This is a genomic window from Emticicia sp. MM, from assembly GCF_001649495.1.
Window position 1 is genome coordinate 72,278 of the sequence record NZ_LXHX01000020.1, and the last position, 21,448, is coordinate 93,725.

General features: G+C 35.3%; 20 protein-coding genes. 14 read left to right on the forward strand and 6 right to left on the reverse strand.

Features of this window, described 5'->3' with window-relative positions; translation table 11 throughout:
* Positions 1 to 16 precede the first annotated feature (16 nt).
* The 3 genes from A6M55_RS03140 to A6M55_RS03150 all read right to left on the reverse strand — a co-directional run bounded on the left by A6M55_RS03140 (position 17) and on the right by A6M55_RS03150 (position 3,105).
* A complete protein-coding gene (locus tag A6M55_RS03140; RefSeq protein WP_064196424.1) occupies positions 17 to 1,114 on the reverse strand; it encodes a carboxylate-amine ligase in 1,098 nt (365 codons plus the stop codon).
* A gap of 134 nt (positions 1,115 to 1,248) precedes the next feature.
* On the reverse strand, positions 1,249 to 2,250 hold the full coding sequence (locus tag A6M55_RS03145) for a RimK family alpha-L-glutamate ligase (RefSeq protein ID WP_064196425.1): 1,002 nt from the start codon (positions 2,248 to 2,250) through the stop codon (positions 1,249 to 1,251).
* Between the two features lie 138 nt (positions 2,251 to 2,388).
* The gene (locus A6M55_RS03150; protein WP_064196426.1) at positions 2,389 to 3,105 is read right to left on the reverse strand and encodes an alpha/beta hydrolase-fold protein; all 717 of its coding nucleotides are present in this window, start codon (positions 3,103 to 3,105) and stop codon (positions 2,389 to 2,391) included.
* Positions 3,106 to 3,440: 335 nt separating this feature from the next.
* Between A6M55_RS03150 and A6M55_RS03155 the strand changes: the two genes are divergently transcribed.
* The 6 genes from A6M55_RS03155 (at position 3,441) to A6M55_RS03180 (ending at position 9,313) form a co-directional block, all read left to right on the forward strand.
* Positions 3,441 to 4,241: an esterase family protein gene (locus A6M55_RS03155; RefSeq protein WP_064196427.1), complete on the forward strand. Its 801-nt coding sequence runs from the start codon at positions 3,441 to 3,443 to the stop codon at positions 4,239 to 4,241.
* Between the two features lie 109 nt (positions 4,242 to 4,350).
* A complete protein-coding gene (locus A6M55_RS03160; protein WP_064196428.1) occupies positions 4,351 to 5,097 on the forward strand; it encodes a murein L,D-transpeptidase family protein in 747 nt (248 codons plus the stop codon).
* A 176-nt stretch (positions 5,098 to 5,273) separates the two neighbouring features.
* Positions 5,274 to 7,067: a sialate O-acetylesterase gene (locus A6M55_RS03165; RefSeq protein ID WP_064196429.1), complete on the forward strand. Its 1,794-nt coding sequence runs from the start codon at positions 5,274 to 5,276 to the stop codon at positions 7,065 to 7,067.
* Between the two features lie 2 nt (positions 7,068 to 7,069).
* Entirely contained in the window at positions 7,070 to 7,762 is a 693-nt protein-coding gene (locus tag A6M55_RS03170; protein WP_064196430.1) for a 16S rRNA (uracil(1498)-N(3))-methyltransferase, read from the forward strand.
* A 3-nt stretch (positions 7,763 to 7,765) separates the two neighbouring features.
* Positions 7,766 to 8,425 (forward strand): DUF4159 domain-containing protein, encoded by a 660-nt coding sequence (locus A6M55_RS03175; protein ID WP_064196431.1) that lies wholly within the window; start codon positions 7,766 to 7,768, stop codon positions 8,423 to 8,425.
* Positions 8,426 to 8,569: 144 nt separating this feature from the next.
* Positions 8,570 to 9,313, forward strand: coding sequence for an acyl-CoA desaturase (locus A6M55_RS03180; RefSeq protein WP_064196432.1), 744 nt, complete (start codon positions 8,570 to 8,572; stop codon positions 9,311 to 9,313).
* 57 nt (positions 9,314 to 9,370) lie between these two features.
* On the opposite strand, the gene gldC is transcribed toward A6M55_RS03180, so the two are convergent.
* On the reverse strand, positions 9,371 to 9,718 hold the full coding sequence (gldC, locus tag A6M55_RS03185; RefSeq protein ID WP_064196433.1) for a gliding motility protein GldC: 348 nt from the start codon (positions 9,716 to 9,718) through the stop codon (positions 9,371 to 9,373).
* 206 nt (positions 9,719 to 9,924) lie between these two features.
* Here gldC and rhaT point away from each other — a divergent pair, with 206 nt between their 5' ends.
* Positions 9,925 to 10,995, forward strand: coding sequence for an L-rhamnose/proton symporter RhaT (gene rhaT / locus A6M55_RS03190; protein ID WP_064196434.1), 1,071 nt, complete (start codon positions 9,925 to 9,927; stop codon positions 10,993 to 10,995).
* Between the two features lie 44 nt (positions 10,996 to 11,039).
* Here the strand turns inward: rhaT and A6M55_RS03195 are convergent, their stop codons facing one another.
* A complete protein-coding gene (locus A6M55_RS03195) occupies positions 11,040 to 11,771 on the reverse strand; it encodes a DUF4197 domain-containing protein (RefSeq protein ID WP_064196435.1) in 732 nt (243 codons plus the stop codon).
* A 144-nt stretch (positions 11,772 to 11,915) separates the two neighbouring features.
* Between A6M55_RS03195 and A6M55_RS03200 the strand changes: the two genes are divergently transcribed.
* The 6 genes from A6M55_RS03200 to A6M55_RS03225 all read left to right on the forward strand — a co-directional run bounded on the left by A6M55_RS03200 (position 11,916) and on the right by A6M55_RS03225 (position 19,233).
* Entirely contained in the window at positions 11,916 to 13,175 is a 1,260-nt protein-coding gene (locus A6M55_RS03200) for a competence/damage-inducible protein A (RefSeq protein WP_064196436.1), read from the forward strand.
* Between the two features lie 100 nt (positions 13,176 to 13,275).
* Positions 13,276 to 14,568, forward strand: coding sequence for a dihydrolipoamide acetyltransferase family protein (locus A6M55_RS03205; protein ID WP_064196437.1), 1,293 nt, complete (start codon positions 13,276 to 13,278; stop codon positions 14,566 to 14,568).
* A gap of 298 nt (positions 14,569 to 14,866) precedes the next feature.
* Entirely contained in the window at positions 14,867 to 16,300 is a 1,434-nt protein-coding gene (locus A6M55_RS03210) for an MBOAT family protein (protein ID WP_064196438.1), read from the forward strand.
* A 94-nt stretch (positions 16,301 to 16,394) separates the two neighbouring features.
* Positions 16,395 to 16,928 carry a hypothetical protein gene (locus A6M55_RS03215; RefSeq protein WP_064196439.1) on the forward strand — a complete coding sequence of 178 codons (534 nt, stop codon included), beginning with the start codon at positions 16,395 to 16,397 and terminating at the stop codon, positions 16,926 to 16,928.
* Between the two features lie 164 nt (positions 16,929 to 17,092).
* Positions 17,093 to 17,947, forward strand: coding sequence for a MoxR family ATPase (locus A6M55_RS03220; RefSeq protein WP_064196440.1), 855 nt, complete (start codon positions 17,093 to 17,095; stop codon positions 17,945 to 17,947).
* A gap of 92 nt (positions 17,948 to 18,039) precedes the next feature.
* Entirely contained in the window at positions 18,040 to 19,233 is a 1,194-nt protein-coding gene (locus A6M55_RS03225; RefSeq protein WP_064196441.1) for a VWA domain-containing protein, read from the forward strand.
* A gap of 209 nt (positions 19,234 to 19,442) precedes the next feature.
* On the opposite strand, the gene A6M55_RS03230 is transcribed toward A6M55_RS03225, so the two are convergent.
* Positions 19,443 to 20,462, reverse strand: coding sequence for an acyl-CoA reductase (locus A6M55_RS03230; protein WP_064196442.1), 1,020 nt, complete (start codon positions 20,460 to 20,462; stop codon positions 19,443 to 19,445).
* Between the two features lie 116 nt (positions 20,463 to 20,578).
* Between A6M55_RS03230 and A6M55_RS03235 the strand changes: the two genes are divergently transcribed.
* Positions 20,579 to 20,929 (forward strand): 4Fe-4S dicluster domain-containing protein, encoded by a 351-nt coding sequence (locus tag A6M55_RS03235; protein ID WP_064196443.1) that lies wholly within the window; start codon positions 20,579 to 20,581, stop codon positions 20,927 to 20,929.
* Positions 20,930 to 21,448: the final 519 nt, after the last annotated feature.

Here is a 21,448-nt window from a genome sequence, read left to right on the forward strand (position 1 = left end):
TAAAGAAATCCCTCTCTTAAAGCCCAATTTTACTTTCACTTACGATATAATCAACCACTGCTTTCATACTTTTTGTTTCCTCAAAAACCTTTAGTTGGCGGTCAGCTCCACTTCCCATTCTTAATATTTCATGAATATATTCTACTTCTTTTCGACTACCGAGTTCATCTAAAACATCATCTACAAATTCCATCAATTCTTCGGCAAGATGTGAATAAGGTACTTCGATTTCTTTACCAAAATCAATCAAATTTCCATGAATTCCGTAGCGAGCGGCACGCCATTTATTTTCGCTAATAAGCATTTTATGATAGGGTCGGAAACTCAAATTTTGTTGGTGGAGTTTATGTAATTTAGCTACAATTGCTTGCATCAATGCTGCCAAACATATAGTTTCATCAACACGCATTGGAATATCACAGATTCGGAACTCCACCGTTGGATAGAATGGATGCAAACGAATATCCCACCAAATTTTTTTGCCATTGTCAATACATCCAGTTTTAATGAGCAGGTTTACATAATTATCGTATTCGGCAACACTCGAAAAATAGTCTGGAATACCCGTGCGAGGAAATTTATCGAAAACTTTTGAACGATACGATTTAAAGCCTGTATTTCGACCACACCAAAACGGTGAGTTTGTCGAAAGTGCGTAAATGTGTGGTAAAAAATAGCGTGCTGCATTCAAAATCTGCATTCCTTCTTCACGGCTTGGAATTCCTACGTGTACGTGCAAGCCAAAAATGAGGTTTGAACGAGCCACATCACGCATATCATCAATCAGCTTGTCGTAGCGAGCATCTTCGGTGATAAGTTGTTTTTGCCAGTCCGAAAACGGGTGAGTACCAGCCGCTGCAATGTGTAGATTTTGTTTGGCTGCCAAGTCGAAAAGCATTCTACGAAGATAAGTTACTTCTTCACGGGCTTGCTGGATGTTTTCGCAAACGCTCGAAATCATCTCAACTACCGCTTGGTGCATTTCTTGTTTGATACGTTCTTGTAAAATTACTTGCCCACCTTCGACCAATTTCGACATGTGAGAGCGTAATTCCCGAGTTTTTGGGTCAATGGTTTGAAATTCTTCTTCAATACCTAAAGTAAATAGAGACATAGTTAGTAAATTAAGAATGTAGAATGAAGAATGTAGAATGAGGTTTTCGAATACAAATACGATTTATACCTACATACCTTGACATACATTTTAACAAAGCCGTGCTATTGTTGAATAACACGGCTCATATTTTCTTATTTTTTCTTAGCAGGTGCTTTTTTGGCTGGAACTGCGGATGGAGCTACTGGCGTTGCGGCATCTTTCACGTAAGTACCCCAAGTACAGTTGTTTTTGCCATCAACTTGCTCAATTGCTCTTTCAATCGCCATTTTGGCAGCATTTTCTACAATCCAATCGAAATTTCCTTGTCCAACTGAGTGAATATCAGCATCTGGAGCAGGATTACAGAAGTCAATTGCATATGGAATACCATCACGAATGGCAAACTCTACTGTATTGAAATCATAACCTAAAGCATGATTTAATTTCAGAACATAGTCTGTAATCGTTGCCATCAGTTTCTTATGAGCCTCACCCGTTGTTTTTGGCTGAGTTGCATATCTTAAATGGTGCGGATTACGTGGTTCATAAGGCATAATATGCACATATTTCCCATTAAGGCAGTAACAACGATAATAATCTGTAAACTGTATTTCTTCTTGCAAAAGCATTACAAGTTGGCCTGTTTCACCGTGTTTTTGCCACAAATCATCTGGATTATCAACGCGATAAACGCTTTTCCAGCCACCGCCAGCGTGGGGTTTCATGTATGCAGGAAAACCAATTTGATTGAACATATACCCCCAGTCAAGTGGAGCAACCAAATTGCGGAATGATTTCTCAGAAGTATCATCTGGACGCTCTTTTGATGGTAAAAGAACCGTTTTAGGCACAGGAACTCCGAGTTTTACTGCCAAACAGTTATTAAAGAATTTCTCATCGGCACTCCACCAAAATGGATTATTGATGACGGCTGTTCCGCAAAGAGCAGCATTTTTTAAATAAGCTCTATAAAATGGTACATCTTGAGAGATACGGTCAATAATTACAGCGTAATCTGTTGCTACACCTTGCTCAACTTTATCTATTTGAACAGCTTCGGCAACGATTCCTGCTGGAGCAGTTTTGTTTACTTGTTCGATAAATGCCCATGGAAATGTATCTTCCATTCCGAATAATATTCCAATTTTTTTCATGTTAATTCAGTGCCAGTCCCCTAACCCCCAACGGGAGAACTGTGGTTTAAGGTTTTGATGTGCTAATGGGGGCAAAGCACGTTTTTGATGAAAATGTTTTTTTTATTGCACAAATAACTGATAGTAAGTGGTTTATCACTAATTATAAAGAGGCATTTTTCTAACATACTCTGAAAACATCATTTTCCAAAGTGGCCAGTCATGGCTTGCCCAACGCTTTTCGTCGTACCAGTGATTAATGCCTTTGCTGCCCAAAAGTCTTGACATATTCAGGTTGTCTTCTCTGCAAATATCCCAATCCGATGTTCCTAAAACGATATTCATATGATTAAATTTCCACGATTCCGCATGGTTCATAAAATCCATTGGTTCGTTGAAATAAACATTATCGTCGTAATGGCCTTTCATGAAACTTTTGATACTGAATGCACCGCTCATGCTAAACATGTGAGCAACCAAATCTGGGTTTTTGAATGCAAAATTTGAACAATGATACCCGCCAAAACTGCAACCTGCTATTGCAATACGATGCACACCACATTCACGCTGAATGGCAGGTACGAGTTCTTCTTTCAGAAATTGCGTATATAAATTATAATTATAAATCTTTGTGTGGGCTGGTAAATCCTTGGCATAAAAACTCTGAAAATCAATGCTATCGATGTTATAAAGTTTTATCTTTCCTGCATCAACCAAATCACCAACGGTGTCGAGAAGTCCGAAATCTTTGTTTTGTAAATAATTTCCCATCGAAGTAGGAAACATTAAAATTGGGTAGCCCCAGTGACCACTAATCAGTAAGTCGATGTCTCGGCTCATGATATGAGAATAAAACTTTATATGTTTTTCTTGCATAAATATTCGAAGTACGTTTGATGAAAGTGTAAAATTCGTGTTTTATTTTCAAATATAAAAATCAATAGTCTAAATAAAGTGCTGATTATCAATGCTTTATGAATATGTATTGTGCTGAAATTATTGCTTTTTCTGAAATATGTAAAATATTATTTTGTTTAAAACCAGCCAATAAGCTTTATGTATTGAATATTTTAGTTTCACAAAATCTGAAATTTCTTTGAAATATTAGTCCAATTTTGGCAATGAAACAAATGATTTTTGAATTTTTTATTTTTGAAGGTAAAGGAATTATTAAATTTGTCGAATTATTCATCACAAAAAAATCCAAATAGGTGCAGAACGTCTCAGTTATTAAAAATCAAAAATTTCAATCTACCTTTCTCAATCGTGAGGTTATATATGATGTGGTTCTACCGCCTAACTACGAAAATCTATCAAATCTGAAGGTGCTATACATGAATGATGGGCAAGATTTTGACCAACTAAAAATTGAACAAACCTTAAATAATCTATATAATATATCAGAAATTCAACCAATGGTTTTTGTAGGATTACACACTAACGAAAATCGCTTGAAAGAATATGGTACAGCCTCAATGCCTGACTATAAAAATCGAGGAAATTTGGCTGGTTTTTACCAAAGTTTTATTATTTCAGAGCTATTCCCTTTTGTAATAGCCAATTATAAAGTTTCGAGCTTAAGTATTGATAATTATTTCTGTGGTTTTTCATTGGGTGGACTTTCGGCAATGGATTTAGTTTGGGGAAATTCCAATTATTTTTCAAAAGTCGGGGTTTTTAGCGGCTCTTTTTGGTGGCGAAAGAAAGCCTATGAAGATGGCTATGACGACCATAATGACCGAATTATGCACGTTTTGATTAGAAATGGGAATTATAATGAAGGACAAAAATTTTGGCTCGAATGCGGAACAAATGACGAAAACGACGACCGAAATAATAACGGAATTATAGATTCGATTGACGATACACTTGATTTGATAAAAGAATTAGAAGGTAAAGGTTACAAGCGTGGGCAAGATATTGAGTATGTAGAAATTGAGGGTGGCGAACACAATCAAAAAACGTGGAGCGAAGCGATGCCGAAGTTTTTGAAATGGCTTGTAGAAAAATAAAACTGGTCGGAAATGTGAATTTTATGAAATTTTTGAGTCTTAATTGTGAAATATTCAAAAAAAGAACAAAATTTACATTGTTCGCAAATTTATACTCCCTATAACAATAATGAAAAGAACCTTTACGATGATTCTTTTGACATCAATGCTTATGTCAATGACTCCCCCTACAAATTTTTTTGAACAGCAACTTAAGTTTCCAAGAGTTCAAGCGGCTAATAGAGAGAAAGGTAAAGCTGTCAGCGATTTACTTTCTTCAAAAAGTATTAATTCAAGTAACTTTGATTTGTTTTTAAGAGCTTTCAAGAAAGAACAAAAATTGGAAGTTTGGGCAAAAAATAAGTCAGATGATACTTTTACGCTCTTAAAAACTTACGAATTTTGTGCGACAACAGGCGTTTTAGGCCCAAAACGCCGTTCGGGTGACCGCCAAATTCCAGAAGGATTTTATGAAGTAGATTTGTTCAATCCGCAAAGCCAATACTTGCTTTCATTTCGTATCAATTATCCTAATAAATCTGACTTAGTTTTTGCTGATAAGTTAAATCCTGGGGATAATATTTTTATACATGGACACTGTGTAACGATAGGATGTATTCCGATTGGTGACGAAAATATTCAAGAATTATATTTAATTGCAGCTAAGGCAAAGAGTGCAGGTGGAAAGATAAACGTTCATATTTTTCCAACAATTATGAATGAGCAGAATTATAAAGCAATCAATAATGAGTTTGGGACAGATGCAAGTTTGTTGGCGTTTTGGTCGTGGTTAAAACCAGGTTTTGATGCCTTTGAGAATTCAAAAAAGCTACCTCTTGTATCTATTGAAGAATCTGGAAAATATATTGTTAAGTAGTTGATGATAAGTGTATTAGATGGTGGTTTCTGAAAAAGGAAGCACCATCTTTTTTTGTCCAACAGTTTGGCACGATTTTTCTGTTGTAAGTTTAATATAATTGATACACTGTGCCATCCTTAATTAAAACTCAATATTACTCATTCTTAACGTTATGTTTATTCTTTTTGAATTGCATGGCGTCTTTTTCTCAGGTGAGTATTTCTAATTTCCCTGCAAATAATCAAGTTATTCAGCGAAATGACCAAGATAAAGCTATTTTTCAAGTAAAAGGGGAGATTACTGAAAATGGTCATTCCTCCATCACTTTGAAAGTTTTGCAAGATGGAAATCTGTTTTTTGAACAGACTGTAAATACTTCTACTGACTTTTCATTTTCGCCGATTTTGAAAGCTGGTAAGTTTGATTATAGCTTTATATTGCTGCTTGATGGGACGAGAGAAATAAAAAAAACAAATCAAATTGGAGTCGGAGACCTTTTCTTAGTCTATGGACAGTCAAATGCACTTGGCAATGGAGGTGAAAATACTTATTCGCCTGCACGTAGTCCATTAATTAGGTTTTTTGCAGTCACGAATCTGGGAAACGGTGACGGTGAATGGGTGTTACCTTATCAAACTTTCATACGACCAGGTACAGGGGCTTCTGAATTATTGAGATTTTTGACTGAAAAATACAACTATCCAGTTGGAGTAATTATAGCTTCGGTAGGTGGAGCTACAATAGCTGATCTAAATTATCGGAATGAACAAAATCCTACTGATACAAACACTCATTATGGAAAACTGTTAAATCAAACGATTTTTAGTGGTTCGAAAGAAAGTTTAAAATACATCATTTTTAAACAAGGCGAATCTGATTCTGCACCTCCGCAGTCTAAGAGTTATGAAGTTGAGTTTAAAAAATTGTACGATAATTTTTGTCTGGATTTTCCAAACCTAAAGAGATTTTATAACCTTCAAATAGATATTATGACAGACCCTGACTATAAGGCTGGCATAAGAGATTTTCAACGTCGAACGCCGCAGATTTTCCCTAAAATAACAGCTATGAGTACCGTTGGAACGACTGGTTTTGATGGCGTTCATTATAGTTTTGAAGGTTATCGTCAAGTTGCCTACGAATTATCGAGAATCATCGGGAAAGAAGTATATGGTGATTTTCAATCGAAGGAGATTTATTCACCTGACATAAAGCATATTTATAAAGCTGATGGCAAACTGGTTTTAGAGTTTGATGAAGGAATGCAAATGGTTTACCCCAATGATACGCTAATAAATAACAAAATCTGGCGAATGAAAGACTACATTTTTATCAATGGTCAAAACAATTTAGTAGTTTCAGGGGAAAGTAATGGCAATAAAATAATTCTAAAACTGATAGATGGTGCCGACCCACGTAATGTTTCATACTTACCTAATAATTATGGTACATTCGGAGTTGATATTTATAAGGGTGTCCACTTGAAAAATAAGTATGGAATGCGTGCGTTTAGCTTTGATAATGTCAAGGTGGAAGCTCTACCAACTCCAATTAATTTATCGTTTTCTATAACTAACGATGCGAAGGTTATTCTTTCATGGAATCTCAATGAGAGTTTTCAAATTGAACGTTCGACTGATAACATTATCTTTAGTGAAATAGCAAGCGTTAATGGAATGAATTATACTGATAATGGCTCGGAGATTGAACAAAAATATTACTATCGACTCGTAGCCAATGGAAGTAATAGGCGTATTTCAAATACTATTGAAGTTTCATTAAAATGTCTTGAGTATTATGAACTAAGTTTTCTATCTCAAATTGTGAATTTTATTGGCGTAAAATCAACTATTTTAGCTAATGTTCAAATTCCTCCATCTAAACAACTATCTTTGGAGGCCAATAAATCAATCAATTTAGAACCAGGTTTTGATGCCGAGTTGGGAAGTGTATTTTCGGCAGAAATCGGTGGTTGTAAAAATAATTAAAGATGCTGCTTTTTTATCAATCGGATATTGAAAAAACTCCAATTTTAAGTGAAGAAGACTCAAGACATTGTGTAAAAGTTTTGAGAAAAAACGTCAAAGATAAAATTCATGTTGTTGATGGAGTAGGGGGCTTGTTTGAATGTGAAATTACGAAGGCTCACGAAAAAAAGTGTGAGATCAGGATTTTATCAATTAAACGAGAATTTGATAAAAGAAACCTTTATCTTCATATTGCCATTGCTCCAACTAAAAATGCTGACCGTATCGAATATTTTATCGAAAAATGCGTTGAAATAGGTGTCGATGAAATTACGTTAATTCAAACGAAGCATTCAGAACGCAAAAATCAGAAAACTGAAAGGCTCGAAAAAATTGCCATCTCGGCCATGAAACAATCGTTGAAAGCTTATTTACCTAAGATTAATGAATTGGTTGATTTTGAGAAATTTGTTAGCTCGGTTAAGATTGAGTCGAAGTTTGTAGCACATCTAACAGATGTTTCAAAGCCATTGAAAGAGGTAGTGGCCGATAAAAAAGAAGTTTTATTAATGATTGGCCCTGAAGGAGATTTTGCCAAAGAAGAAATCATGTTGGCACAAAACTCTGGTTTTCAGGTAGTCACCCTCGGAAACTCAAGACTTCGTACCGAAACAGCGGGAGTTGTAGCTTGCACAATAGTAAACATATTTAATTAATTTATGAAAAAAAATATTCTGACCTTTATAAGTATTATATGTGTAAATTTTGTTTTTGCACAACAGCCAACCATCAAGATTGGTAAATTAAAATATGGCGGAGGAGGCGACTGGTACGCTAACAAAACTTCATTACCAAACCTTATTAAATTTTGTAATCAAAACCTAAAAATGAATATTTTCCCCGAAGAAGATATTATTGAAGTAGGTAGCACCGATATTTTTCAATACCCATTTATTCATATGACAGGCCATGGGAATGTGGTTTTTAATGATGGAGAAGTACAAAATCTTCGTAGATATCTGGTTTCGGGTGGTTTTTTACATATTGATGATAATTATGGGTTGAATAAGTTTATTCGTCGAGAGATGAAAAAAGTGTTTCCTGAATTAGAATTTGTAGAACTTCCTTTTGCACACCCTGTTTATCAACAGAAATATAAATTTACAACCGGTTTACCCAAAGTTCACGAGCATGAAGGACAAGCACCACAAGGCTTTGGGCTCATTTGGCAAGGCAGACTCGTTAGTTTTTTCAGTTACGAATGTGATTTAGGTAATGGTTGGGAAGATCGAAGCGTATATAATGACCCCGAAGAGTTACGCATAAAAGCCCTTCAAATGGGTGCAAATTTGATACAGTACGCTTTTACTTCGTATTAAAATTGGATATTTCGGAGAACTTTTTTAGGATATTTTGAAGAACTTTAGTTTTGTTATATATACGTCGTTAACATTTTTAAATATTTTATCGTTAGTCTCGTATATTTGTATTTTCAAAAACAACAAAACTTCTATTTTCTAAGCATGGTTGCTGCATTATCGTTTTTCTTTGCCCACTGGTATTTGTCTCTTTTTAGCCAAACATTTTTCTTGCATCGTTATTCTGCTCATAAGATGTTTACTATGAACAAGTTTTGGGAGCGTTTTTTCTATCTCTTTACTTACATTACTCAAGGTTCTTCTTATCTAAATCCTCGCTCGTATGCAGTTTTGCACCGAATGCACCACGCATACAGCGATACCGAAAAAGACCCACATTCGCCTCATCATACCGAAAACTTATTTACGATGATGTGGAAAACGAAAGATATTTATAATGCCGTTTTGAACTATAAATTCAAGATTGAAGAGCGTTTTGAGAAAGATTTGCCAGAATGGAATCTAATTGATAAAATTGGTGATAATTGGGTATCTCGCCTAACTTGGGGAGTTTCTTATATCGCTTTTTATGTGATAGGATTTTTCTACTTTGACATTCATTGGGGATTTTTCTTCCTTTTACCGATTCACTTCTTGATGGGGCCAATTCATGGTGCAATAGTAAATTGGAGTGGACATAAATATGGCTACCAAAATTTTGATAACCATGATGAGTCGAAAAATTCATTGATTTTTGATGTTTTGATGATGGGCGAATTATTTCAGAACAATCACCACAAACACCCAATGTCTATCAATTTTGCCAAGAAATGGTATGAGTTCGACCCGACTTATCCAGTGATTAAATTTTTGACTTGGACAAAAATTATAACACCCAAAAAAGCATAATTCCCATTGATAACACATAAAAAGAGGCTGAATTCTTAAAATTCAGCCTCTTTTGCTTTATGCTTGAGTTTCTTTTTTCGCTTCTTCGTCAATATGGCGTTTCATGCTTCGGCAAGTGCTTTCCAAGATTTCAATTAGCTTTTTGTCTCCTGTGGCATCGGCTACTAATTGAGCTACATTTCCTACAATATCAACCGCAAAATGCTTCATTTCATCTACAGGCATATCTTTCGTCCAGAGGTTAATTCCCAATAAACCACGGTGATAATGATCCCAAACGCCTATCGCAATCGCTTTTGTTTCGTTGATTCCTTCATTAGGGTTTTCGGTTGCATCCCAAAAAATCCTTTCAGGAATACGTGTTTCATCTAATTCTACAGTAAAATTAATTTCTGATTTTTTCATGTTCGATTCTATAACTGTTTCAGTAAATAATAGGTTTTTGGTCGATAAAGTTCAAAATAAATCTAATTGCTGTTAAACTTATTTCAGAAAAAAACACAAATTCTCTTTCGCATGAGAGTACAGGATAGTATTTTTAGCCACTCAATATTACTTTGAGATAAATAAATGTTGAAAAACTACAAAAAAACTAACCCTATTTTACAAAAATGACTGCAATCTTAGGTATTATTTTTCACTTCTTAGGTGGCTTTGCATCGGGAAGTTTCTACATTCCATATAAAAAAGTTAAAGGCTGGGCTTGGGAAAGTTATTGGATTGTTGGGGGGCTTTGCTCTTGGCTCATTGTTCCACCATTGGCTGCTTATTTGACAATACCTGATTTTTGGGGAATTATTGCTGGAGAAGCAGGTAATACAATTTTTTGGACATATTTAATGGGTTTACTTTGGGGAATCGGTGGGCTTACTTACGGGCTGGGCGTACGATATTTAGGCGTTTCGCTCGGTAGTTCTATCATTCTGGGTTTATGTTCGGTATTTGGTTCGATCATCCCTTCGGTTTATTATGATTTTGTGCCAACTGCTGGAAAAGACACAATTACCGATTTAATGACCACTAATTGGGGGCAAATGGTGCTTTTAGGATTATTTGTGTGCGTTGTCGGAATCGTGATTTGTGGCAAAGCTGGTGGAATGAAAGACAAAGATCTTGTAGGGGCAAATAAATCTGACGATGAATTTCAAATAACAAAAGGATTAATTGTAGCTGTTATTTCAGGTGTTTTGAGTGCTTGTTTTAGTTTTGGAATTGAAGCTGGTTCGAGTATGTCGAATGTTGCGAATGAAATTTGGGTGGCACAAAACCCTAATCAGGGAGAGTTTTTGTTCAGAAATAATGTGGTTTATATCGTAATTCTTTGGGGGGGACTTACAACCAATTTTATTTGGTGTATGTATCTGAATTTCTCGAACAAAACATTTGGCGATTATACAAATCAGAAAACGCCATTATTAAAAAATTATATATTTTCGGCAATTGCCGGAACGACGTGGTTTTTACAGTTCTTCTTCTACGGAATGGGTGAAAGTAAGCTTGGTAATGGCCCAAGCTCATGGATTTTACACATGGCATTTATAATACTTGTTGCCAATTCTTGGGGCTTAGTTTTGAAAGAATGGAAAGGTGTTTCAAAGAAAACCCTTATAACAATCATCGCTGGAATCTTGACAATTATTCTTTCAGTTTTGATAGTAGGATATGGAAATTCGTTGAAATGATGATAACCTCCCGAAAGTTTTAAACTTTCGGGAGGTTAATTTTATCAAGACGCTCCAAAAACTCTTTTCAAAATTTCAGAAGTACGAGCCAATGGATTTTCTCTAATTCTTGCTTCTTCTTGTTCAACCAAAATGAATAAACCATCAATGGCTTTTTGAGTAGCATAACCTTTCAAATCGGGATTTACTTTTTGAGTAAATGGCAAAGCATTGTAAGTTGTAGCTAAATCAGCATAGTATTTTGTCGCCTGTGTTTTTTGAAGGGCTTTATCCATAATAGGCATAAATGCTTGTACCAAAGCAGCAGAAGTTGTTCGTTTCAAAAACATTGTGGCTGCATTTTTATCACCACGCAAAATTCCCCATGCATCCGAAAACGACATACTCAAAATAGCATTCACAAAAATAGGTTTGGCTTCTTTGGCTGCTTCTTCCGCTCCACGATTTAGTGAAATTACAAATTTATCAACTTCTCCACCTAAACCAATTTTACGCAAGGCTGTTTCAACACGTTGTACTTCTGGAGGAAATGGAATCTTGATTTTTGGATTCAAATAAAAACCATTAGTTTTTGAAGCACTATCTGCTCCTTTATTGATACCAACCTTCAACGCTTCCTTCAAACCCATTACCACATCATCGTTGGTTAATGCACCTCCACCTTGGGTTTGAGTAATAACATCATTTAATACTTTTCCGAAATTAATCTTTTGTCCAGCACAACTTTGGAGTGTCAAAATACTAATTAACAAGGAAATAGAGAGCAATCTTTTCATTTGAATGAATTTTCTAATTGTTTTTGTGAATAATTAATTGTCTAACTAACGAATCAACAGCGAAAATTGTATTTTTGTGCCGTGAAAGTTTTCAAACCACAAATCTACGTGTTTGTCACTCATTTTATTTAAAGTTTTCGATATATGAGACCCATTTTAGCAGAAGTAGTAACTATTGGTGATGAAATTTTGTATGGACAAATAACCGATACCAATACTCAATGGATGAGTACGGAGTTGGATAAAATAGGGGTAAAAACAGTAAGAAAGTCGTCAGTTGGCGACCAAGAAGATAAGATTTTGCAGATTCTGGCAGAGGCCGAGAGTCGTGCTGATATTGTATTATTGACGGGCGGGCTTGGGCCAACAAAAGATGATATTACAAAGAAAATGCTGTGTAAATATTTTGATGACGAACTTGTTATCAATGAAGATGCTTTGGCATTTATTACAGATTTCTTTGTGAAAAGAGGTCGCCCAATGACCGAATTGAACCGCCAGCAGGCAGCAGTTCCGAGCCGCTGTACATATCTGGCCAATAAAACTGGCACAGCACCTGGAATGTGGTTTGAGCGTAATGGTACCGTTTTTGTCTCGATGCCAGGAGTTCCGCATGAAATGAAATATTTGATGTCAAATGAAGTAATTCCTCGTTTGAAAGCCTTTTTTGAAACGCCAATAATTTATCATAAAATGATTCGTACCATTGGCGTTGGAGAATCATTTTTAGCAGAAAAAATTGAGAATTGGGAAGATAATTTGCCTAATCATATAAAACTGGCCTATTTACCAAGTTTCGGACAAGTAAGATTAAGACTTACAGCTGTTGGTAATGATGAAGAACAACTCAAAAAAGATGTTGATGCCGAAATCGAAAAGGTTTTGCCGCTAATTGGCTCATCAGTTTTTGGTTTTGATAACGATGATTTAGAAGTAGCCATCGGCAAAGAATTAAAGAAGCAAGGACTAACCGTTTCGGCAGCAGAAAGTTGCACGGGGGGGTATATTTCGCACATGTTTACGAAAGTGGCAGGAAGTTCGGCTTATTTCATGGGAAGTGTTGTAAGTTATGATAATTCTGTCAAAATCAATGTTTTAGGAGTAAATGCTGAAACTATTGCCCAGCACGGAGCCGTGAGTGAAGAGACCGTGACACAAATGGCTGAAGGTGCAAGAAAATTGATGAAAACCGATTTTGCGATTGCAACAAGCGGAATAGCAGGCCCAGACGGTGGAACGCCCGAAAAACCAGTTGGCACACTCTGGATTGCTTGTGCCATGGAAGGCCGCACAATTGCAAAAAAAGTTCAAATGGCTAATCAACGAGATACTAATATTCAGTATGGTAGCGTTGTGGCTTTAAATTTACTCCGAAAAATGATGAACGGAGATTATGAAAGTTAATTTTAGACGACTGATAATGTCAAGAAATTTGTTTTTAGAACGATTGACCACCGTCTGATGACAGTGGACAACAAAAGAAACTTCAACAAAACTTTAAACTATGGCTTTAATTGAAATGATAATGCCCAAGATGGGTGAAAGTATTTTTGAGTGTACGGTTTTAAACTGGCTGAAAAATGTTGGTGATAGAATTGAAGCCGATGATATGATTTTAGAAGTTGCTACCGATAAAATCGACACCGAAATCGGTGCATCTCATGCTGGAATTATAAAGGAATTTTTGGTGCAAAAAGGTGAAGTTGCAGTTATCGGAAAACCAGTTTGCATAATTGAGGTAGCTGGCGAAGAAACTGTTTCGCAACCAAAAGTAATTGAAGAAGCTAAACCTGTCGAAATAGCTGAGGTCGAAAAGTTGGTTGATGAGCCAGTGAGTGATTTGGTGAATTTATTGACTACACCGCCAGCAGCAGTAAAGCCTTCAACCCCATTAAATAATAGATTTTACTCGCCATTAGTGCTAAATATTGCCAAGGAAGAAGGTATTTCGTTCGAAGAACTCGATAAAATTGTGGGTACAGGTTTAGAAGGTCGGGTTACTAAAGACGATATTCTCGCATATTTGAAACAACCTGTTTCTGTACCAGTAGCTGCTCCAGTAGAGCGTATTGTGATAGCCTCAGGTAGCGACCAAATCATCGAAATGGACAGAATGCGTAAGATGATAGCTGAAAGAATGGTAGAATCGAAACGCATTGCCCCCCACGTAACTTCTTTCGTAGAAACTGATATGACTAATGCTGCGGTTTGGCGAGATAAAACCAAAGGTAAGTTTAAACAAGACACTGGCGAAAACATCACTTTTACACCATTACTAATTGAGGCAGTTGTGAAAGCAATTAAAGACTTCCCGATGATTAATGTGCAAGTTGATGGCGATAAAATTATCAAAAAAGCAAAAATAAATATAGGAATGGCGGTAGCTTTACCTAACGGTAATCTGATTGTGCCAGTCATTCACGAAGCAGATTCTTATAGTCTGATTGGTCTGACCAAGAAAATTAACGATCTAACGTATCGAGCAAGAAATAATAAATTAAAAGCCGATGATTTGGCCGATGGTACGCTCACGGTCTCAAATATTGGTTCGTTTGGAAATATAGCAGGCACACCGATTTTGGTGCAGCCACAGGTTTCTATTTTGGCTTTTGGGGTTATTCAGAAAAAGGTTTCAGTTATCGAAACACCACAAGGCGACACAATTGGTATTCGTCAAAAAATGATAATTTCCCATTCTTATGACCACCGAGTAGTTGATGGCTCATTGGGTGGGCAATTTGTGAAACGAGTAGCCGATTATTTAGAAGGTTTTGAGTTAGATAGAAGTTTATTTTAAGGAATATTTTACTCTAAAAATACAATATTTGGCATAATAATTGCTGTATTTTACAATTATTAGAAAAGATTTTATTGTTTTTTGGGGTATAAATAAAGGCATCGAAGCATCTTCGATGCCTTTTTGATTGTATGATATTGCCCAAACAGAATGGTTTTATTCAAAAAACTTTCATAAATCAAAATAAACACAGAACTTTGACTACCGTAATAATCAAATTAGGTTTAGTGAATTTATCTGATTGCTTCAGACACTTAGAAATCAATCATTCAGCATTAACAATTTACCATTATTAAAAATGCTTTTTAATTCTTTTGAATTTTTACTATTTTTTCCGCTCGTTACGCTTATTTATTTTGCCCTTCCGCACAAATACCGTTGGTTTCATTTGTTGATGGCCAGTTGTGTTTTTTACAGCTTTTTCATACCGATTTATATCCTGATTTTATTTTTCACGATTGTTATTGATTATTTCGCAGGAATATGGATTGAGCAATCCCATGGGAAAAATCGTAAATCGGCATTGATAATGAGCTTAGTAGCTAATATAGGTGTGCTTTCGGTTTTCAAATATTATAATTTCTTTATTGATAATTTTAATTCAGTTCTCTTTAAAGTTTCTCCCGATAATTTACTACCTCATTGGGATATTATTTTGCCAATTGGACTATCGTTTCATACTTTCCAAGCGATGAGCTATACGATTGAGGTTTATCGTGGAAATCAAAAAGCTGAACGCCATTTTGGTATTTATTCGCTCTATGTGATGTTCTATCCGCAGTTGGTGGCTGGGCCAATCGAACGCCCACAAAATGTGATTCATCAGTTTTACGAAAAGCATGAATTTAATTATGAATTAGCAAAAAGTGGCTTACGTTTGATGCTTTGGGGGATGTTTAAGAAAGTTGTCATTGCTGACCGACTTTCAATTTTTGTTAATAAAATTTACGGCAATCCAACTGATTATCAAGGACTTCCATTGATTGTTGCTACACTTTTCTTTACATTTCAAATCTATTGCGACTTTTCGGGATATTCTGATATTGCCATCGGCTCGGCACGAGTGATGGGCTTTGATTTAATGAAAAACTTCGATAGACCTTATTTTTCAAAGAATATTTCGGAGTTTTGGCGTAGATGGCACATTTCACTATCAACTTGGTTTAGAGATTATTTATACATTCCACTTGGTGGTAATCGAGTAGCCGAATATCGCCGATATTTCAATCTTTTCTTTGTTTTTATGATGTCAGGTCTTTGGCATGGTGCAAGTTGGCATTTTGTGATTTGGGGAGGGTTACATGGTATTTATTTGATTTTTGGACAACTTACGAAGTCGATTCAAGATAAATTCTTATCAATGCTTCCGTCAAAATTTTTGAAAGATTTCATCAATGTTTCGGTTACATTTATTTTAGCGGCTTTCGCATGGATTTTCTTTGCAGCCCATTCAAATGCTGATTCTTTTTATGTAGTTAAAAATATTTTTAGAACGAGTTCGCATAGTTTCTCACAAATAATAGATTTAATCGGTCAAAATGATTTATATTTAATCATTATTTCGGTAGCTATTTTAGAGTTTGTACAATGGCAGCAACGAGGGAATCATATTGCCATTCACTTTGAAAATCGACCAAAATGGCAGCGTTGGAGTGCTTATTACTTGATTTTAATGATGATTTTGTGTTTTGGTGTATATAATAATTCTCAATTTATTTACTTTCAGTTTTAGTCAATATTTAAGAAGTGAAAGTTGAGGTTCAAAAATGTGTCTTTTAGTATTTTCAATAACCAATTTTCCAGTAACAAGTTTCCCAATAACAAATATGAACGAAGGATTCGACCCAGTAGAAATTGCCGAACTCAAAAAAGAGTGTGAGCAAGAAGGACAAACGTATGTGATTGTAGAAGACGAAGATGGCATGAACGATTCGGGAGAATTTGCTCATTTTCAGTTCGTTGGCAAGCATGAAGGTAAAGAAGTAATTTACGATGCAGTAATGGGTACACTTCGCCTAAATCATAGCAGTTTGGTTTTTGAAGAAGCCGAAACTCGCATGAAAAAAGCGTATCCAAACTATGTTGAAATTGACAAACGCAAGCCAAACCATAAAGTAGATGAGGATTTGGAGTTGATGCTCGAAGAAATTATCGAAGAATTGGAAGAGGAAGAAGTGATAAAAGTTTCTGAGTTTGTTGAAGTAGAAACAGATTTTGAATACGGAATTGGTCTGGATGTTTCGTTGAATGTTGAGGAAATTACGCACGAAGTAATCACAAAGTTCATCAGCGATTTTAATGCCGGAACACTCCAACTCGACCCAACATTATATAGTTTCACAAGCGAAGAAGAAGAGTAATGCGAATGACGAATTTTTCGACGGGGTCGCCCGTGCGATGACGAATAATCCGATGGGGTCGCCCGTGCGATGAAGATTGACAAATAATTCAACAGTTAAATTGGGCTAAGCTATGCGTCTTTCGTGATATTCGTCACTCGAAAAATTCTTTATTTCTTTTTTATATGGAAAACAAACAAAACGCCAGTTTTCAAGGTACTTCTAATTATGTGGCTACACGTGAGCTTCAAACAGCTGTGAATGCAGCTGTGGCTCTGCAACGCCCTTTGCTGATTAAAGGTGAACCTGGAACTGGCAAAACTTTATTGGCTTTTGAAGTAGCGAAAGCTCTGAATAAGCAACTGTTTACATGGCATGTAAAATCTACTACATCAGCCCAACAAGGACTTTACGAATATGATGCTGTTTCAAGGCTCAGAGATTCGCAGTTGGGCGATGACCGAGTGCATCATGTAGAAAACTACATCAAAAAGGGTAAAATTTGGGAAGCTTTTGATACAGAAGAGCAATCAGTTTTATTGATTGATGAAATTGATAAAGCCGATATTGAGTTTCCGAATGATTTACTACAGGAGCTCGACCGAATGGAGTTTTATTGCTACGAACTCAAACAAACCATTAAAGCCAAGCATCGCCCGATAATTATCATTACTTCAAATAATGAAAAAGAACTGCCCGATGCTTTTCTTCGCCGTTGTTTCTTCCATTTTATTCGTTTTCCCGACAAGGAAACCATGCAACAAATTGTTGATGTGCATTATCCGAAACTCGAAGAAACCTTATTGATGAATGCCTTAAAGACATTCTTTGGTATCAGGGAAGTAAAAAATATCAAGAAAAAGCCATCAACGAGCGAATTAATTGATTGGCTGAGATTGCTTTTAGTAGGAAAAGTTTCGGCCGAAGATTTAGAGGATTTGAATAAAATGAACGAAATTCCACCGTATCTCGGAGCATTGCTCAAAAACGAATCTGATTATGATTTGTTTAAGGCTTTGAGAGAGAAGGGGGTGAAGTAAAAACAATTTTCAATGATAGCATGAGTGAAAGATAAAATAGATTTAACAAAATACTCTATCATTCACTCATGCTATCATTCTCACATTAAACTATGCTAACCAACTTCTTCTTTCATCTTAGAGATAATAATCTCAAAGTAAACATTCGAGAGCATCTGACCTTGTTAGAAGCTCTTGATCAGGAAGTTGTGGAGTATAGTACCGAAGATTTTTATTTTTTGAGTCGAGCTATTTATGTTAAGCATGAACAAAACCTTGATTTGTTTGATAAACTTTTTGGTCAGTTTTTTGACGGTGTTGAACAAATTCAATTAGAAGATTTTCTAAAAGTTGATGATAGTTGGTTGATAAACAAGCTATTAAGTGAATTAACAGATGAAGAAAAAGAAGCGATTAAAGCCGTTGGGGGTTTAGAAGAATTGCTCGAAAAGCTAAAGAAAACACTCGAAGAACAAAAAGAACGCCACGAAGGTGGTAGCAAATGGGTAGGAACTGGTGGAACATCACCTTTCGGAAATTCAGGAAATAATCCAGCAGGTGTAAGAATAGGAGGTAAGGGTGGAAATAAAACTGCCGCTAAAGTTTGGGACAAACGAGAATTTAAAAATTATGACGATAATATTGAGTTGAATACCCGAAATACCCAAATGGCGTTGCGTCGTTTGCGTATTTTGACCCGTGAAGGTATTGAAGATGAATTGAATCTTGATGAAACCATTGACCGAACTTGCAATAATGCTGGTTATTTGGATATAAAAATGCAAGCATCTAAGCAAAATCGGGTAAAGATTTTACTTTTGCTCGATGTTGGCGGATCGATGGATGATTTTATTGAAGAATGTTCGATGCTTTTTTCATCGGCAAAATACCAATTCAAGAATTTGGAGTTTTATTATTTCCATAATTGCATTTACGAAAACCTTTGGAAAGACAATGGCCGAAGATATGAAGATAAAATATCGACTTGGGATGTACTTAATAAATACAACAAAGATTATAAAGTAATTTTCATTGGTGATGCCTCAATGTCACCGTGGGAGTTATCGGAGCCACGAGGTAGTGTTGAACACTATAACGCAGAAGCAGGAACAGTTTGGCTCGAACGTTTTAAAAATAAATTTCCAAATTTGGTTTGGCTCAATCCAATCAATGATGGTTATTGGCAATATACACACACAATTCAGGAAATCAGAAAATGGTCAGATAATCGAATGTTTCCGCTGACAATCAATGGTTTAGAAAAAGCAATGAAATGCTTGAAGAATAGTAAATTGAAATTTATTTGATATTATTATACAATTTACTAAATATTAGTCTGATATAACTCATTGCCGTCAGTTTTAACTGACGGATAGATTTCTACATAAAAAAGTTTGACTTTAGTCTAAATATGGAGTTTGACTAAAGTCAAATTTGTCTTTTTTATATTAGATACGTCAGTTAAAACTGACGGCAATGAAATTTTTTATAATAAATTCGATAAAACTACCTTTTTCTATAAATTCATTAAAAACTTCATAGTATCAACACCATCAGCAAAATCATCTAATTTTGGTGTTTGAGCTTCGCCAAATCTGAAACTATTCAGAAAGCGAGCTTCAGACGAAACCGTACATTGAATTTTCTCGGCACTTTCTGTAAGTAACTGTTCTAAATGAGCTTCGCTTTCGTAGGTTTCATAGAAACAAGCTGAGATGGGCGATACAAGAGCATTGTCTTCCTTCAAAAGTAAAAATCCGTTGTCTAAATGAGGAACTCTGTTGACTAAATAAATTGATTTATTGTAGTCATAATTATTATTGTATTTATGGTGGAGTCGAATTGTACTCCAATATTCGATAGATTCATAAAATTTATCAAAAGTATAGCCTACAGGTACATAGAGCTTTGAAACATTTCGACAACCTAAACCAAAATATTGGAAAATATCATTGCCCAAATCTGCCAATTCTGCACGGGTTTCGTTGCCAGTAAGAACCGCCACCGAAGTTCGATTTCGACGAATGATTCTTGGTTTTGATGCAAAATAATACTCAAAATGTTTTGCCGTATTATCACTTCCTGTGGCAATTAGTGCATCAGCATCGTTTAATCTTTGAGCAATTATGATTATGTTTTTTATTTCAGGGTCAAATTCATAGAGCTTATTAATGAGAAACATCATAGTCGCAGTATCGCTCGAACTAAGTTTTAGTAAAGCAATGTTTCCCGATAAAACCACACAAAGTAAATCATGGAAACCAACGGCTGGAATATTACCCGCCATTACGATACCGATTTTCTTTGGATTTGGGTTTTCTTTTATTGCATATTTTTCAGCAAACTTTTCAAGAGCTGTTTCATTCAAATAAATTTTGGCGATATTTTCAACGGCCAATTTTACATTATCTTCAGTAAACCAACCATTTTCATTTCTTGCCGACCAAAATAGTGGTTTCAAAGCATCGGTGTCTAAATTTTGTGTAATAAAATCGCCAAGTTTTGAAAATGTAATAATATGTTTTTTATATTGCATTATTTTTAGAAAATTATTGTTCGTTTATAAAATCTTACAAAAATACAAGTAAACTGAAACTTTGAAGCCTTATATTTGTTTAAAGTTTAGTAAACTATTAAATATATAGAGAGAGTATGGCAATCATAATTACTGACGAGTGCATCAATTGTGGTGCATGCGAACCAGAGTGTCCGAATACTGCAATTTACGAAGGCGGTGTAGAATGGACTTGGGCTGGTGGAACAAAACTCACAGAAGTTGAATTAGAAGACGGAACTGTAATTGGCGGTAAAGACCCAATGACTCCTGTTTCTGATGAATTCTATTACATTGTGTCGGATAAGTGTACTGAGTGTCATGGATTCCATGAAGAACCACAGTGTGCAGCGGTTTGTCCAGTTGATTGTTGTGTGCCTGACCCAGACCACGAAGAAGATGACGAGACTTTACTTGCTAAAAAAGCATGGCTTCACGCCGAAGCATAATGCTTAACTTATAAGTGAGTAAAAGCATAAGTATATATTACTAAATTAAGCCCCAATTTCATATTCTGATTTGGGGCTTTTTTGTGTCCAATTCTTGAAATTGTACAATATAAAGATAAAATTGTATTTCAGAATATAATTTGTTAAAATGATATAAAGTCAGAATATTATTTGTTTATGTGTAAAATGTAATTATTTTTATAAATAGTTTAATTTTAAAACATATAAATTGGGTTTGAGATAAAATTTTTAAAAATATTGGATTTTTTTATACTTAATATTTGGATTTAATTATTTTTTATAGAAGATTTGCATGAGAATTAAATCTAACCAATGATTAATTAAACCAAAGAAAATTATGAGAAAATCATTTTTTACCGTACTTTCATTGTTTACACTAGTAAACGTATTTGCTCAAGATGCTACAACAAAACCAGAAGAAAAGAAAAGCCCATTCACATTTTCAGGGTATGTAGATACCTACTTCTTCGGTAATCTAAATGCACCAAAATCAAAATC

Coding starts and splice junctions, on each gene's coding strand:
- A6M55_RS03175 (WP_064196431.1), top strand. CDS start 7,766: ATGAAAAAAAATATTCTGACCTTTATAAGTATTATATGTGTAAATTTT.
- A6M55_RS03235 (WP_064196443.1), top strand. CDS start 20,579: ATGGCAATCATAATTACTGACGAGTGCATCAATTGTGGTGCATGCGAA.
- A6M55_RS03145 (WP_064196425.1), bottom strand. CDS start 2,250: ATGAAAAAAATTGGAATATTATTCGGAATGGAAGATACATTTCCATGG.
- A6M55_RS03225 (WP_064196441.1), top strand. CDS start 18,040: ATGCTAACCAACTTCTTCTTTCATCTTAGAGATAATAATCTCAAAGTA.
- A6M55_RS03160 (WP_064196428.1), top strand. CDS start 4,351: ATGAAAAGAACCTTTACGATGATTCTTTTGACATCAATGCTTATGTCA.
- A6M55_RS03220 (WP_064196440.1), top strand. CDS start 17,093: ATGGAAAACAAACAAAACGCCAGTTTTCAAGGTACTTCTAATTATGTG.
- A6M55_RS03205 (WP_064196437.1), top strand. CDS start 13,276: ATGGCTTTAATTGAAATGATAATGCCCAAGATGGGTGAAAGTATTTTT.
- A6M55_RS03165 (WP_064196429.1), top strand. CDS start 5,274: ATGGCGTCTTTTTCTCAGGTGAGTATTTCTAATTTCCCTGCAAATAAT.
- A6M55_RS03180 (WP_064196432.1), top strand. CDS start 8,570: ATGGTTGCTGCATTATCGTTTTTCTTTGCCCACTGGTATTTGTCTCTT.
- A6M55_RS03150 (WP_064196426.1), bottom strand. CDS start 3,105: ATGCAAGAAAAACATATAAAGTTTTATTCTCATATCATGAGCCGAGAC.
- gldC (WP_064196433.1), bottom strand. CDS start 9,718: ATGAAAAAATCAGAAATTAATTTTACTGTAGAATTAGATGAAACACGT.
- A6M55_RS03140 (WP_064196424.1), bottom strand. CDS start 1,114: ATGTCTCTATTTACTTTAGGTATTGAAGAAGAATTTCAAACCATTGAC.
- A6M55_RS03230 (WP_064196442.1), bottom strand. CDS start 20,462: ATGCAATATAAAAAACATATTATTACATTTTCAAAACTTGGCGATTTT.
- A6M55_RS03200 (WP_064196436.1), top strand. CDS start 11,916: ATGAGACCCATTTTAGCAGAAGTAGTAACTATTGGTGATGAAATTTTG.
- A6M55_RS03210 (WP_064196438.1), top strand. CDS start 14,867: ATGCTTTTTAATTCTTTTGAATTTTTACTATTTTTTCCGCTCGTTACG.
- rhaT (WP_064196434.1), top strand. CDS start 9,925: ATGACTGCAATCTTAGGTATTATTTTTCACTTCTTAGGTGGCTTTGCA.
- A6M55_RS03215 (WP_064196439.1), top strand. CDS start 16,395: ATGAACGAAGGATTCGACCCAGTAGAAATTGCCGAACTCAAAAAAGAG.
- A6M55_RS03170 (WP_064196430.1), top strand. CDS start 7,070: ATGCTGCTTTTTTATCAATCGGATATTGAAAAAACTCCAATTTTAAGT.
- A6M55_RS03195 (WP_064196435.1), bottom strand. CDS start 11,771: ATGAAAAGATTGCTCTCTATTTCCTTGTTAATTAGTATTTTGACACTC.